The 13983-nt window shown below is 38.1% G+C and carries 13 protein-coding genes; all 13 read right to left on the reverse strand.

Going from position 1 to position 13983, the window contains the following annotated elements:
• Entirely contained in the window at window positions 1-1320 is a 1320-nt protein-coding gene (gene fliI / locus V7164_RS00460; protein WP_335347252.1) for a flagellar protein export ATPase FliI, read from the reverse strand.
• Entirely contained in the window at window positions 1317-2102 is a 786-nt protein-coding gene (fliH, locus tag V7164_RS00465) for a flagellar assembly protein FliH (protein ID WP_335347253.1), read from the reverse strand. Before fliH ends, fliI begins: the two co-directional genes overlap by 4 nt.
• Window positions 2086-3102, reverse strand: coding sequence for a flagellar motor switch protein FliG (gene fliG / locus V7164_RS00470; protein ID WP_335347254.1), 1017 nt, complete (start codon window positions 3100-3102; stop codon window positions 2086-2088). The genes fliH and fliG overlap by 17 nt, the downstream gene beginning before the upstream one ends.
• A gap of 12 nt (window positions 3103-3114) precedes the next feature.
• A complete protein-coding gene (gene fliF, locus V7164_RS00475) occupies window positions 3115-4710 on the reverse strand; it encodes a flagellar basal-body MS-ring/collar protein FliF (RefSeq protein WP_335353191.1) in 1596 nt (531 codons plus the stop codon).
• A gap of 105 nt (window positions 4711-4815) precedes the next feature.
• The gene (fliE, locus tag V7164_RS00480; RefSeq protein ID WP_335347256.1) at window positions 4816-5124 is read right to left on the reverse strand and encodes a flagellar hook-basal body complex protein FliE; all 309 of its coding nucleotides are present in this window, start codon (window positions 5122-5124) and stop codon (window positions 4816-4818) included.
• Window positions 5125-5137: 13 nt separating this feature from the next.
• Window positions 5138-5587, reverse strand: coding sequence for a flagellar basal body rod protein FlgC (flgC, locus tag V7164_RS00485; protein WP_335347257.1), 450 nt, complete (start codon window positions 5585-5587; stop codon window positions 5138-5140).
• A gap of 2 nt (window positions 5588-5589) precedes the next feature.
• Window positions 5590-5985, reverse strand: a complete 396-nt coding sequence (gene flgB / locus V7164_RS00490) for a flagellar basal body rod protein FlgB (RefSeq protein WP_335347258.1) — start codon at window positions 5983-5985, stop codon at window positions 5590-5592.
• Between the two features lie 330 nt (window positions 5986-6315).
• A complete protein-coding gene (gene codY / locus V7164_RS00495; RefSeq protein WP_335353192.1) occupies window positions 6316-7098 on the reverse strand; it encodes a GTP-sensing pleiotropic transcriptional regulator CodY in 783 nt (260 codons plus the stop codon).
• Between the two features lie 102 nt (window positions 7099-7200).
• Window positions 7201-8607 carry an HslU--HslV peptidase ATPase subunit gene (hslU, locus tag V7164_RS00500; RefSeq protein WP_335346316.1) on the reverse strand — a complete coding sequence of 469 codons (1407 nt, stop codon included), beginning with the start codon at window positions 8605-8607 and terminating at the stop codon, window positions 7201-7203.
• Between the two features lie 18 nt (window positions 8608-8625).
• On the reverse strand, window positions 8626-9168 hold the full coding sequence (hslV, locus tag V7164_RS00505; protein WP_335346315.1) for an ATP-dependent protease subunit HslV: 543 nt from the start codon (window positions 9166-9168) through the stop codon (window positions 8626-8628).
• Between the two features lie 76 nt (window positions 9169-9244).
• A complete protein-coding gene (gene xerC, locus V7164_RS00510; RefSeq protein WP_335346314.1) occupies window positions 9245-10147 on the reverse strand; it encodes a tyrosine recombinase XerC in 903 nt (300 codons plus the stop codon).
• A gap of 56 nt (window positions 10148-10203) precedes the next feature.
• Complete coding sequence (gene trmFO, locus V7164_RS00515) at window positions 10204-11517, reverse strand: FADH(2)-oxidizing methylenetetrahydrofolate--tRNA-(uracil(54)-C(5))-methyltransferase TrmFO (RefSeq protein WP_335346313.1); 1314 nt, start codon at window positions 11515-11517, stop codon at window positions 10204-10206.
• 173 nt (window positions 11518-11690) lie between these two features.
• Complete coding sequence (topA, locus tag V7164_RS00520; RefSeq protein WP_335346312.1) at window positions 11691-13766, reverse strand: type I DNA topoisomerase; 2076 nt, start codon at window positions 13764-13766, stop codon at window positions 11691-11693.
• Between the last annotated feature and the right edge of the window lie 217 nt (window positions 13767-13983).

Genomic DNA, 13983 nt, shown 5'->3' on the forward strand with positions numbered 1-13983 from the left:
TTAATCTCCTTTCCCTAAAAGGCTATTTAATTGGTAAACACTTTCTTGAAAAGTTATTTTTTCATGCGTTCCCTGCTTTAAGAAGGAAATAATATTAGGATAGAGCCTTATAGCTTCATCAATTTCGCTGGATGACCCTTTTTTATATGCTCCGATATTAATTAAATCTTCGGCATTCATATAAGTACTCAATGCCTCTCGTAATTTCTCAGCTGCTCGTATATGTTCTGGTGGAACGATATTATTCATTACCCTGCTGACGCTTTTCAGCACATTAACCGCCGGATATTGACCTTTATTAGCAAGAGCGCGATCAAGAACAAAGTGACCATCCAATATCCCGCGGACTGTATCAGCAATGGGTTCATTCATATCATCACCATCTACTAAAACAGTATAAAATGCTGTAATGGATCCTTTTTCATTTGTACCAGTTCTTTCGAGAAGCTTTGGCAAAATAGCAAAAACAGAAGGGGTATATCCTTTTGTTGTCGGGGGCTCACCTATTGCAAGTCCAACTTCCCTTTGCGCCATCGCCACCCTTGTGACCGAATCCATCATCATCATGACATTTAGACCCTTATCGCGAAAATATTCGGCAATGGCTGTTGCTGTATAGGCCCCCTTAATTCTCATTAATGCTGGTTGATCAGACGTTGCGACAACGACAATAGAACGGCTTAAGCCTTCTGGACCAAGGTCACGCTCAATAAATTCACGCACTTCCCTGCCACGCTCTCCAATTAAGGCAATTACGTTTAAATCTGCAGTTGTATTCCTGGCAACCATGCCTAGCAGAGTACTCTTCCCTACACCACTTCCTGCAAAAATCCCAACCCGCTGTCCGATTCCAACAGTTAATAAACTATCGATCATCCGAACTCCGACTTCCATAGCAGAAGAAATAGGCGGTCTTTGGAGCGGATTGGGCGGAGCCTGCTCAGTTGGCGCAGAAGAAAGTCCTTTCGGCAATGGGGTTCCATCAAGAGGCTGCCCCATCGAGTCAATGACTGAGCCGATCAGCTGAGCCCCAACTTTTATTTCCAATGGCCTTGATGTCGCTTCTACCAGGCTGCCAGGCGAAATATCATTAATAGTTGTATATGGCATCAAAATAACTTCTTCGTTTTTAAAACCGACTACTTCCGCCTGAATGGTTCTTTTTCGATTATTGCCTACATGAATATAGCAAACATCGCCAATCGAGCTTTCAGGTGGTCCCTGGGACTCAATCATTAAACCTACTACTCTCTTTACTCTTCCATAGCGTTTAAAGGAGTCTAGCTGATCAATTTGCTCAATGACATCCAAAAGCTTCATTCCTGCTCACCCTCTAGCATTTCAATAAGCTTTCGTTTTATTTCTTCTAGCTGACTATCAATACTGGCATCAATTCTCCCATTTACCGATTCAATGATGCAGCTTGATACTGCTAATTCATCATCTGGATAAATAAATAAATCTATTTCTTTTGGAAAAATCATTTTTAGTTCTTCCTTATTTGAAAGAAGAAAATCATAGTGTCTTGGATGAACATGCAATTGAACCTCTTGATTGTCCCTTGCTTCTTTTAGCGCCCGTCTGACAATAAGTAAAAATTCTTCCTCATTCTCTTCGATCGTTTTCCCTAATATCTTTTGGGCTACTTTGATCCCAATCTCAAGTATTTCTCTTTCTGAAGATTCAACATGGCTTCGGTAGTCTTTTTTGGACGATTCTACGATATCATGTGCTGATTGAATGACTTCATGGTATTCTACATATCCTTTTTCTCGGCCTTCTGTTAATCCTGCTTCGAATCCGGTTTGATGTGCTTCTCCAGCCATTCTTTCTTTTTCTTGCTCAAAGGCTTGAATATTTTCATCTAGCTGCTGACGAATCAATTCCGCTTCATGTCTTGAGCTGTTTAATATTTCTTCAGCTTTCCTATGCGCCTCTTCAATCAGTGATTGCACTTGTTCTTCCATATTTATTGTAGCTGAAACGAATTCATCTTCTAGAACTTCCGGTTTAAAAACCTTGATTGCGATGACTTTTTTGTCGTTTTGGACAGGATTAACTAAAGGCGGCACTCCTTTGATTAACCTAGACAATGATATCATCTCCTCCACCGCGGGCAACGACGATTTCTCCAGCTTCCTCTAGGCGGCGGATAATGGCAACAATCCGTGATTGGGCCTCTTCTACATCTCGAAGTCTAACTGGCCCCATATATTCCATCTCGTCTTTAAACGTTTCAACCATACGCTTAGACATATTTTTGAAAATAATTTCCTTAACTTCATCGCTTGAAACTTTAAGTGAAAGCATAAGATCTTCACTTTCACAATCGCGGATAACTCGCTGTATTGCGCGGTTATCGAGGGTAACAATATCCTCGAATACAAACATTCTTTTCTTAATTTCTTCCGCAAGCTCTGGATCCTGAATTTCTAAAGCATCCAAAATTGTCCGCTCAGTAGAACGGTCAACCCCATTTAAGACGTCAACGACTGCTTCAATTCCGCCAGTTTGTGTATAGTCCTGTGTAACAGTTGCTGAAAGTTTTCTTTCGAGTATTTGTTCCACTTCATTAATAATTTCTGGCGCTGTGCTATCCATGACGGCAATTCTTTTAGCAATATCTGCTTGCATTTCCTGCGGAAGCTCCGATAGGATTTGCCCTGCCTGAGCGGCATCCAAATACGATAATATTAATGCTATCGTTTGCGGATGCTCATTTTGGATAAAGTTAAGGATTTGAGCCGGGTCTGCTTTCCTTGCAAAGTCGAAAGGTCTCACCTGCAAGGAAGACGTTAGCCTATTAATGATAACAGCTGCCTGCTCATTCCCAAGTGCTTTTTCTAAAACCGTTTTTGCATACCCAATACCGCCTTGGGAGATATAATCCTGAGCTAACGCGATATTGTGAAATTCCTCTACGACTTCTTCTTTTGCCAGTGAATCAACTTTTTTGACACCAGAGATTTCTAAGGTTAATTTTTCTATTTCTTCTTCACTTAAATGCTTATATACAGATGATGCAACATCAGGTCCAAGTGATATTAGAAGTATGGCCGCTTTTTGCTTACCCGATAGCTCTTTTTGATCTTTCTTTGCCATTACCCATACCCCCTAATCTTCAGCAATCCAAGTACGCAGAAGCTTTGCAAAATCCTCTGGCTTTTCCTTTGCCATTTTTTCAAGCTGTTTTTTGCGCATTGTGCTTTCTGTCTCGTGCTCCTCATTAACGTCCGGAACATGAATGACTTCCTCAACTTCTAATAGTTCCTGTTCTTCTGCTTTTTGTTTTCTTCTTGCCCTAATAAATAAGAAGATTAGTAGAACGATTATGGCAAGAAGCACACCAGCTACAATGTAAGCCCATAGTGGCAGAACTTGCTTAACATCATTAGGGAATTCTACTTTTCCTTTAAATGGCTGAACTGAAACGACAACTTTGTCATTAATCGCTTCATCCGTTAATTCTTCTGATCCTGCTTTTTTATCGATTGTCGTACGAACAATCGTGGCAAGAATCTTGGTTATATCATCTACTCTTTCCTGAGGAAGAGAAGCTGGATCCTCTGGCTGTGGCGGCTCAACCATGACTTGTATGCCTAAATCTCTTACTTTATATGGGCTCTCAACTATTTCTTTGCGAATTTTATTTACTTCATTATTTATCGTTTCTTCGATTTTTTCATAATCACCATTTGCCCCATTTCCTTCTAAATAAGAAGAACCCGGAACATCTGCAGGATCCTCAGCAGCAGCAAGGCCACCTGCTTGATCTGCATTTCCTGTAAAGGTTTCCGTTATTTTTTGGGCGCTAATAGCAATGCCGGCCATATTTTCTTCGTCTACTGGAGTGACTAGATTTTCCTCTCTGTTCTCCTGTGTAAAATCAACATCAGCCGTCACAGACACAACAACTTTGTCATGTCCCATTAGTGTGCCTAACATTCCTTGTACTTGGCGCTGCACATCTCGCTCAATTTGCTTTTTAATTTCATGTTGTTCGGCAAATGTTGAGCCAGGTGTAGAATTTTGATTATTTTTTAAATCAAAGTACTCAAAGAATTGATTAGTAATGACGATATTATCAGTAGGCAGATTAGGAATACTTTTTGATACTAAATGATACAGTGCTTGAATTTGAGATTCTTCAAATTGATAACCTGATTTTGTATTTAAAACAATAGAAGCTGATGCTTCTTCAGAAGGATCTTTAACAAAAATTCCTTTTTCGGGGAGGTTAATCATGACCTTTGCGTCAGTAACCCCTTCAATCCCTCTTATTAAATTTGCTAATTCTGTTTGCATTGTATCTAATTTGATCATTTTAAATTCATTTTCCGTTGTACCTATACCAGCGTTCTGACTGAAAAATGAATAATCGATATTACCAGATTTCGGTATCCCCTCAGCTGCAAGTTCAACTTTAAGTGTATCTACTACTTCCTCTGGCACTTTAATCGTAGTTCCACCGTCTGCTATTTCTGATTTAATGCCTCTGCCGTCTAAACTCTCTTTAATAGTCCCTGTTTCAGAGGGTGTAAGATTGCTATAAAGCGGAACTAATGTAGTCCTAGTCGCTAATAACGATGCACCTGTAACAATTATGATAAATAAAAGGACGGAACCAAAAAGCAGAACCTTCTGCTTTTTGGTTCGACTTTGCCAAAATCCTTGGATATTTTCTTTATATTTCCGAAACGATTCTTTCATTTCAATCCCCCGGTTATTCTGTCTCACTCTTTGGCAGCTAATAACCGCAAAACAGAAGTTTTTAGCTTTAAAATTGTTTTTGTATGTATGAAACCAATGAATCTATTACACTTGCATTCGCATAGTCTCTTGATAGGCTTCAATGACTTTATTGCGAATTTCAAGTGTTGCCTGCAATGTAACACTCGCTTTTTGAGAGGCAATCATGACTTGATGCAAATCAACATTTTCACCTTTTACGAGTTTTTCAGTCATTTTGTCTGATTCATTTTGGAGCTTATTTAATTCTTGAATTGAATTTTTTAGTACGGACGCAAAACTCTTGTGAGCTTCGAATGGTGTATATGTATGAGTCTGTTTAGTTTCCTGTGGCCTTAAAATATTGCTAACAGAAGGGAATCCGACATTATTCATTTATTCTGCTCCTCTATTTTCCAATTTCTAATGCTTTCATTAACATGCTTTTGGAAGCATTAAGAACGGTCACGTTCGCTTCATATGATCTTGTTGCACTTATTAGGTCTACCATTTCCCGCAAAGGGTCAACATTCGGCAGCTCAACGTATCCTTCATCATTTGCATCCGGATGCTCTGGATTATAAACGAGCTTAAACGGTGTTTCGTCTTCAATAATTCTTGTAGCCTTCACTCCATTACCGGCACTAGAACGATTCATTGCGTTATTTAGAAAGTTGGAGAACTGCCCTTCTTTCGGTTCAAGTACGACCGATTTACGGCGATAGGGCTGCCATTCGCCATTAACTAGCTTTCCTCTCGTTGATTCCGCATTCGCCATATTCGATGAGATGACATCCATTCTTAATCTTTGTGCTGTTAAAGCAGAAGCAGAATTATTCATGCTATGAAAAATGGACATGTCTACTTACCTCCCCTTATAACAGTCTGCAAGCTTGAAAACTTACCGCTAATTCGGTCTATAAGTGCATTGTAATAAATTTGGTTTCCGGCTAAGTCTGTCATTTCCTTATCAATATCCACGCTATTACCGTTATGATTATAAGACACGTTTTTCCGATTAATGATTCCCGCATTCGAAAGCGGACTGCTTTTAAAGGAAAAATGTCTTTGATCGGTCCGATTAGCTTCTATTGATCGGTTAACTGCCGTTTCCAATGATTGCTTAAAGCTAACCTCTTTTGCTTTATATCCAGGAGTTGCTTCATTTGCTATATTTTGTGATATAACTTTTTGTTTTAGAGAAGAATAATTTAGACCATTTTCAATAGTCGTAATTGAATTAGAAAATAACTTCATAAACGCACCTCATTATTGCTATTTTCAATGTCAAACCACAATCCGTTTAATATGTAGAATTTTGAAGAAAAAGAAACTTATATGTCGCTTACCTTTTATTGTAATGAAAATGAAATAATATGTCTATCATACTTGGGTTACTTTTAACATGACCTTCTTCCCATTTTTCATTATAAAAAAAGAAACCTCTTTGCGAAACAGCAAATCACTGTAAATAATTACAATTTATCGAACAAAAATCTGATCGTTTTTTTATTTTTTCAGGTAAAAAAGTCCTGAGTTTTATTAAATGATAAATTGTAACAAAAATAAAGCAAATTTTCATTTTACTTAAAATTTGTAAAAAATATGTANNAGTTCAAATAAAAACTTATCATTCAGAACCTTAATATAGGTTCCTTTCATTCCAAGTGATCTGGATTCAATCACTCCTGCGCTTTCTAATTTGCGTAAAGCGTTAACGATTACTGATCTTGTAATCCCTACGCGGTCTGCAATTTTCGAAGCTACGAGCAAGCCTTCACTGCCATTTAGTTCTTCAAAAATATGCTCAATTGCTTCTAATTCACTGTAAGAAAGCGAACTAATGGCCATTTGTACAACTGCTTTACTGCGGGCTTCTTCTTCGATTTCCTCTGCTTTTTCACGTAAGATTTCCATACCAACCACTGTAGCTCCATATTCGGCCAAAATAAAATCATCGTCATGGAATTGTCCATTCAATCTTGCAAGAATTAACGTACCAAGACGTTCCCCGCCTCCGTTAATTGGAACAATTGTTGTTAATCCTGTGCTGAAAAGATCTTTGTTTTCTACAGGGAAAGCTGTATATTCGCTTTCTACGTCAAGATTAGGTGATGTCTCCTGAATATTAAATAGATTATTCGTATATTCTTCAGGGAATTGACGATCTGCAAGCATTTGCTTCATACGATCATTTTCAATTTGCTGGTTAACTGCAAAGCCTAGTAATTTTCCGCGTCGACTAAGTACAAAAATATTAGCCGTTATGACATCACTTAATGTTTCTGCCATTTCTTTAAAGTTAACGGGTCTGCCAGCTGCTTTTTGCAGCATCGCATTAATTTTTCTAGTTCTTGATAATAAATCCATTAGTTTTTCCTCCATTTTGCTTAACAAAAAAGCTTATTCTATTTTATCTTGAAATAATAAAAATTATTTGTCTATCTATTCACATATAACTTAACAAAAACTTTACAATATAAATTGGCTTAAATCTTTGTTCCGCGAAATTGCACCTAATTTCTCTTCAACATATTGAGGAGTAATCGATATCTTTTCCATCGTTACATCTGGCGCTTCGAAAGATAAATCTTCAAGCAGCTTTTCCATTATCGTGTGAAGACGTCGCGCTCCAATATTGTCGGTATTTTGATTCACTTCAAAGGCAAATTCAGCAATCCTACGAATAGCATCGTCAGAAAATTCAATTTGTATACCTTCAGTTTCCAATAAAGCTTGATATTGTTTAATAAGGGCATTATCAGGCTCAACTAAGATGTTAAAGAAATCCTCAACGGTTAGCTTCGTTAATTCTACACGGATTGGAAAACGCCCTTGCAGCTCCGGAATTAAATCTGAAGGCTTCGCCATATGAAACGCTCCAGCTGCCATAAACAGAACGTGATCAGTTTTTACTGTGCCATATTTGGTTACGACTGTAGACCCTTCTACAACTGGAAGAATATCTCTTTGGACACCTTCTCGTGATACATCTGCAGATGATCCTCCGTTATTGCGGCTTGCAATTTTATCAATTTCATCAATAAATATGATGCCGGACTGCTCAGCACGAAAAACAGCTTCTTGAGTCACTTCGTCCATATCTATTAATTTTTGCGCTTCCTCATTTGTTAATACATTTCTTGCTTCACTTACAGTCAGTTTTCTTTTCTTCCGGCGCTTAGGCATTAACCCGCTTAATGCATCCTGCATATTCATGCCCATTTGTTCCATTCCAGAACCTTGCAGCATGTCAAACATGGATGGAGGCTGTTCCTCTAGCTCTACAGTAATGAATTCATTTTCAAGTTCACCTAAGGCTAGTTTTTCTTTCACTACCTTGCGTTTTGCTTGAATATTCATATCATCTGAAGTTGTTGAATCTTGATCTGACTGATCATTGCCTCCACCAAATAGCATTTCCAGTGGATTCTTATAATTTACAGTCTTTTTATTTGAAGGAACTAACAATTCTACTATGATCCGATTGGCACTGTCTTCTGCACGTTCCTTCACGCTATTCATCTTTTCTTCCTTAACGAGTCTTACAGATGTTTCTACAAGGTCTCTAACCATTGATTCAACATCTCTTCCAACATATCCGACTTCTGTAAATTTAGTCGCTTCCACTTTAATAAAAGGAGCCCCGACTAACTTTGCCATTCGGCGGGCAATTTCAGTTTTTCCAACACCCGTAGGTCCAATCATTAATATGTTTTTAGGACTAATTTCATCACGGAGCTTATCTTCTAGTAATCCACGGCGATATCTGTTTCTTAATGCTACAGCTACTGCCTTTTTTGCATCCTTTTGGCCAATAATAAATTGATCAAGTTTTTCAACAATTTGACGGGGTGTTAAATCCGTTCCTTTAACCATCAGTCAGCTCACCATCCCTTAAAGTTCTTCTACTACAATATTGTGATTCGTGTAAACACAAATTTCAGCTGCCATTTCAAGAGAGGCTTTTGCAATTTCTTTTGCAGTTAAATGATCCCCAGCGTAACGTTTTAATGACCTTCCTGCTGCAAGTGCATAATGTCCGCCGGAGCCGATTGCCAATATCCCATCATCAGGTTCAATAACCTCACCGGTGCCAGAAATAAGCAGGAGGTTTTCCGCGTTCATGACAATAAGCATTGCTTCAAGCTTACGCAATATCTTATCGCTTCTCCATTGTTTAGCTAGCTCCACAGCGGCTCGCTGCAAATTTCCATTGTATTCTTCAAGCTTGCCTTCAAACATTTCAAATAACGTGAAGGCATCTGCAACTGAACCTGCAAAGCCGGCAATTACCTTCCCATTAAATAGCTTCCTAACCTTACGTGCAGTGTGTTTCATGACTACCGCATTTCCAAAGGTCACTTGACCGTCTCCAGCCATTGCGCAATTCCCCTTGTGATGCACAGCGAAAATAGTTGTTGCATGAAATTGAGACATTCTTATATCCTCCTTTGCCGTTTATACGTAAACTAAAGCTTTGATTTACAAATTCAAGTTTTCGTAAATCTGTATCTTAAGCTCTTGGATGGTGTGCTAAATAAGAATTTCTTAAATATTCGCCAGTAACATGCGTATATACTTGTGTTGATGATAAAAAGGCATGGCCTAACAATTCCTGGACGGTTCTCATATCCGCTCCATTAGATAGTAAATGTGTGGCAAACGAATGTCTTAGCATATGTGGATGAATTTTGCCATTTAAAGACGATTGTTCAATTAGTTTACTAAGGATATGCCTTATCCCTCGAGGCGTTAATGGTCTCCCTCTGCTATTCAGAAATAAATAATCATTCGGAGCTTCTTTTGTTAGCAAGCTTCTGCGACCGTTATTTATGTAATATTCCAAAGCATCATGTGCAAAGCTGCCAAAAGGGATATACCTTTGCTTGTTTCCCTTTCCATGAACCAAAACAGTTGATAAGTACATATCAATATCTTTTAATTGAATATTGCTGCATTCGCCTACGCGCATACCAGTAGCATATAGAAGCTCTAATAACGCTTTATTTCTTTGCCCTAATATCGTTTCCGTTTCACATGCATTAAATAACTCTTCCAATTCTTCCTCATAAAAAAATTCCGGAAGCTTTTTTTCAAGCCTTGGAATGGAAGCTAGGGCAAAAGGGTTTTCACTAACTATTTTCTCCCTGACAAGGAATCTAAAAAAACTTCGCAAACAAGAAATTTTTCTAGCCACCGATTTTCTTGCAAATTTTCTTTCATAAAGCTTTGTAAGATAAATACGGACATCAGAATACTTTACATCCTGCAAATTGTTAATTGCTTGTTCATTTGTGAACAAAAAGAATTCGTTAATATCCTGTTGATAATACTCAATAGTATATTGTGAATAGTTTTTTTCAATTTGTAAATATTCAATAAACATCTTTAACGAATTGTTCACATTTTGGTCCATTCATTATCACCTCACAAGGGCTTCTAAATAGTATCATATTTTAGAAGCCCTTGCAATTAAATTCCCTCACTTTTCACAAAGTTCTGAATTGTTTCTAACGCTCGGTTTGCATGCTGTTCGTTACGTTCTTTTTTTCCTCTAATTTTAACAGGAAGTTCAGGCAGCAACCCAAAGTTAGCATTCATTGGCTGAAAGCTTTTCTCGTTAGCTGATGTGATATATCTTGCCATACTTCCAATGACCGTTTCATGCGGAAATTCTACAAGATCCTCACCATTAAGCAATCTGGCTGCATTTATTCCTGCTACCAATCCGCTCGCAGCAGATTCAACATAGCCTTCAACACCAGTCATTTGTCCTGCAAAAAATAAATCTTCTCTGTTAATGAATTGATACGTGGGCTTCAATACCTTCGGGGAGTTAATAAAAGTATTACGATGCATAACCCCATAGCGGATAATTTCAGCATTTTCTAATCCCGGTATTAATTGAATAACCTCTTTTTGCGGACCCCATTTTAAGTGAGTTTGAAACCCAACAATATTATATAGTGTTCCTGCTGCATCATCTTGACGAAGCTGAACTACTGCATATGGTCTTTTTCCCGTTTTTGGATCCTCTAAACCAACTGGTTTCATCGGACCAAAAAGCATTGTTTTCTTTCCTCTGTTTGCCATAACCTCAATTGGCATACACCCTTCAAAAAAGATTTCTTTTTCGAATTCTTTTAATGGAACGGTTTCAGCGCTAATTAAGGCTTCGTAAAATTTATTGAATTCTTCCTCTGTCATCGGGCAGTTTAAATAGGCGGCTTCTCCTTTGTCATAGCGTGATTTAAGGTAAACCTTATCCATATTAATCGATTCTTTTTCAATAATTGGTGCTGCCGCATCATAGAAATATAAGTATTCCTCACCTGACAATTCCTTAAGCTTCAAAGATAATGATTCACTTGTTAATGGTCCTGTAGAGATGATAGTAGTACCATCAGGAATATTAGTAACTTCTTCTTGAATGACAGTCACATTGGGATGATTTTTCACTTTATCCGTTACTCGTGCCGCAAAGTCATGGCGATCAACAGCCAATGCCCCTCCAGCAGGCACAGCACTAGCATCAGCTGACTCAATAATAATTGAATTTAATTTTCGCATCTCTTCTTTTAGAACTCCTACCGCATTCGTAAGCGTATTTGCACGAAGCGAATTGCTGCATACGAGTTCCGCGAATTTATCTGTGTGATGAGCAGGTGTTTGCTTCACAGGTCTCATCTCATAAAGCCTAACATGAATCCCTCTATTAGCAAGTTGCCATGCAGCTTCACTTCCAGCTAACCCAGCACCTATAACATTTACTGTTTTATCCTTCATTTTCTGACCTCCACGTTTCAAAAACATAGCTATCTTACTTTACACCTAATCGATATCATTTTGCAATTAAACAATACACAGATTTATGATTTTTTCTATTATCATTCCCTAAATATCCTAAAATGAGGAAGATTTCAGTCCCCATAAGAAAAGAGTGAGCCAATAGCCCACCCTTAACCTTGCTTCTCTTCCTTGTAATCACATTCGATGCATTGAACTTGAACACCTTTTTTCAGCTTCTTTTCTATAAGAAGATTCTCGCATTTTGGACAGCTGCGCGGTAAAGGCTTATCCCAAGAAATAAAGTCACATTCAGGGAAACGGTCACAGCCATAAAAAATTCGCCGTTTTTTACTCTTTCTCTCTATAATATTTCCTTCTTTACACTTCGGACATGTAACGCCAATCTCTTTAACAATTGGTTTTGTATTTCTGCAATCAGGGAAATTGCTGCAAGCCATAAATTTTCCGTAGCGACCCATTTTAAAGACCATTGGGTTTCCACATTGTTCACAATCTTCTCCTGCAGGCTCATCCTTAATTTCGATCTCTTGCATTTCTTTTTCTGCTATTTCTAGATGTTTTTCAAAATTAACGTAAAAATTATTGATAATTTCTATCCAATTTACCTTTCCTTCTTCAATATAATCCAGATCTTTTTCCATCTTTGCGGTAAATTCAACATCTAGAATATTCGGGAAAAATTCAAACATTAACTCATGAACAATTTCTCCAAGCTCAGTTGGGATAAATCGCTTATTATCTAACGCTACATATCCGCGCTTTTGAATGGTATCCAGAGTAGGCGCAAATGTGGAAGGGCGTCCAATCCCACGCTCTTCAAGTGTTTTTACTAATCGTGCTTCAGTATACCTTGGCGGAGGCTGCGTGAAATGCTGTTTCGGATCAATATCCTTTTTAATGACCTCATCACCCTCTTTAAGGTCAGGAAGCATTTTATCTTTTTCCTCAGCCTGATCATCAGTGCCTTCTACATACACTTTCATAAACCCAGGGAATTTCACCTTAGATCCCGTAGCTCTAAAAATAACATCGCCATTCATTAAGTCTACACTCATCGTATCCATAACGGCTGAAGCCATCTGACTTGCCACAAATCGCTCCCAAATTAACCTGTACAATCGCAGCTGATCTCTTGAGAGAAATTCTTTTAAACTGGCTGGCTCTTTCGTTACACTTGTCGGTCGAATAGCCTCATGGGCATCTTGCGTATTCGATTTCTTTTTCTCTTTCTTTTTATCCACCTGCAGAAAATCCTTGCCATAAGCTTCTTCGATAAATTGGGAAGCCTCTCCTTGAGCAACTTCTGAAATTCGAGTAGAATCCGTTCTCATATACGTAATTAACCCGACTGTTCCCTCTTTGCCAAGGTCGATTCCTTCATAAAGCTGCTGAGCAAGCATCATTGTTTTTTTCGCCCGGAAATTTAATTTTCTTGCTGCTTCCTGCTGAAGTGACGAAGTAGTAAATGGAGCAGCAGGATTCCTTTTACGTTCTTTTTTAGTAACTGATGTTACTTTAAATTTGTTCCCATTCATCTTACTTAATACAAGCTGAACATCATCTTTTGATTTTAAATCAAGCCTGTTAGTCCCTATTCCATAGAAAGATGCTTCAAAGCTGTCTTTTCCTTTTAGGAAATCGCCTTCAATGGACCAATACTCCTCAGGTTCAAAAGCTTTAATTTCTTTTTCCCTGTCAATAATTAAACGAACTGCTACAGATTGTACTCTGCCGGCACTTAAGCCCTTTTTTACTTTTTTCCATAATAAAGGGCTAATATTATATCCAACGAGCCTGTCAAGCAGCCGTCGCGCTTGCTGGGAATCAACGAGGTCCATATTAATAGGTCTTGGATGTTTAAACGATTCTTTAATCGCATCCTTCGTTATTTCATTAAAGACAACTCGGCAATCAGATGAAATATCCATATTAAGGCTGTGTGCCAAGTGCCAGGCAATAGCCTCTCCCTCACGGTCGGGGTCAGCTGCGAGATAAATTTTCTTTGCCTTTTTTGCTGCTGTTTTTAACTCCTTCAATACTGGGCCTTTTCCGCGTATTGTAATGTATTTCGGCTCGTACTGATTTTCTATGTCAACACCCATCTGACTTTTCGGAAGATCTCTAACATGTCCCATGGATGCTCTAACTTTATATTTTTTTCCAAGATAACGCTCAATCGTTTTCGCCTTTGCCGGCGACTCAACGATTACTAAAAACTCAGACATCAATAGTCCTCCTTAAGAGGGGATTTTAAAAGAAATATCAACTATTATTGTACAACAGTTTCATCTTTGTCAAACATTATTATCCAATTTAAAACGGTTTCATTAATTTATTAACGATTTATTATGGAATTTATCATTCTTAATTTCGAACGTCTGTTGCACAATGTATAACAGTTCCGAATTAAATTCAAGCCTTTTGAATAAAATCAGAAAAAAT

It is taken from the genome of Bacillus sp. JJ1474 (assembly GCF_036965225.1).
Taxonomy (GTDB): Bacteria; Bacillota; Bacilli; order Bacillales; family Cytobacillaceae; genus Cytobacillus.

Excerpts from the sequence above, each read along its gene's own strand:
- flgB (WP_335347258.1), bottom strand. The coding sequence starts at position 5,985 with ATGAAGTTATTTTCTAATTCAATTACGACTATTGAAAATGGTCTAAAT.
- flgC (WP_335347257.1), bottom strand. The coding sequence starts at position 5,587 with ATGTCCATTTTTCATAGCATGAATAATTCTGCTTCTGCTTTAACAGCA.
- trmFO (WP_335346313.1), bottom strand. The coding sequence starts at position 11,517 with ATGAAGGATAAAACAGTAAATGTTATAGGTGCTGGGTTAGCTGGAAGT.
- topA (WP_335346312.1), bottom strand. The coding sequence starts at position 13,766 with ATGTCTGAGTTTTTAGTAATCGTTGAGTCGCCGGCAAAGGCGAAAACG.
- xerC (WP_335346314.1), bottom strand. The coding sequence starts at position 10,147 with ATGGACCAAAATGTGAACAATTCGTTAAAGATGTTTATTGAATATTTA.
- fliF (WP_335353191.1), bottom strand. The coding sequence starts at position 4,710 with ATGAAAGAATCGTTTCGGAAATATAAAGAAAATATCCAAGGATTTTGG.
- fliI (WP_335347252.1), bottom strand. The coding sequence starts at position 1,320 with ATGAAGCTTTTGGATGTCATTGAGCAAATTGATCAGCTAGACTCCTTT.
- hslU (WP_335346316.1), bottom strand. The coding sequence starts at position 8,607 with ATGGTTAAAGGAACGGATTTAACACCCCGTCAAATTGTTGAAAAACTT.
- hslV (WP_335346315.1), bottom strand. The coding sequence starts at position 9,168 with ATGTCTCAATTTCATGCAACAACTATTTTCGCTGTGCATCACAAGGGG.
- fliE (WP_335347256.1), bottom strand. The coding sequence starts at position 5,124 with ATGAATAATGTCGGATTCCCTTCTGTTAGCAATATTTTAAGGCCACAG.
- fliG (WP_335347254.1), bottom strand. The coding sequence starts at position 3,102 with ATGGCAAAGAAAGATCAAAAAGAGCTATCGGGTAAGCAAAAAGCGGCC.
- fliH (WP_335347253.1), bottom strand. The coding sequence starts at position 2,102 with ATGATATCATTGTCTAGGTTAATCAAAGGAGTGCCGCCTTTAGTTAAT.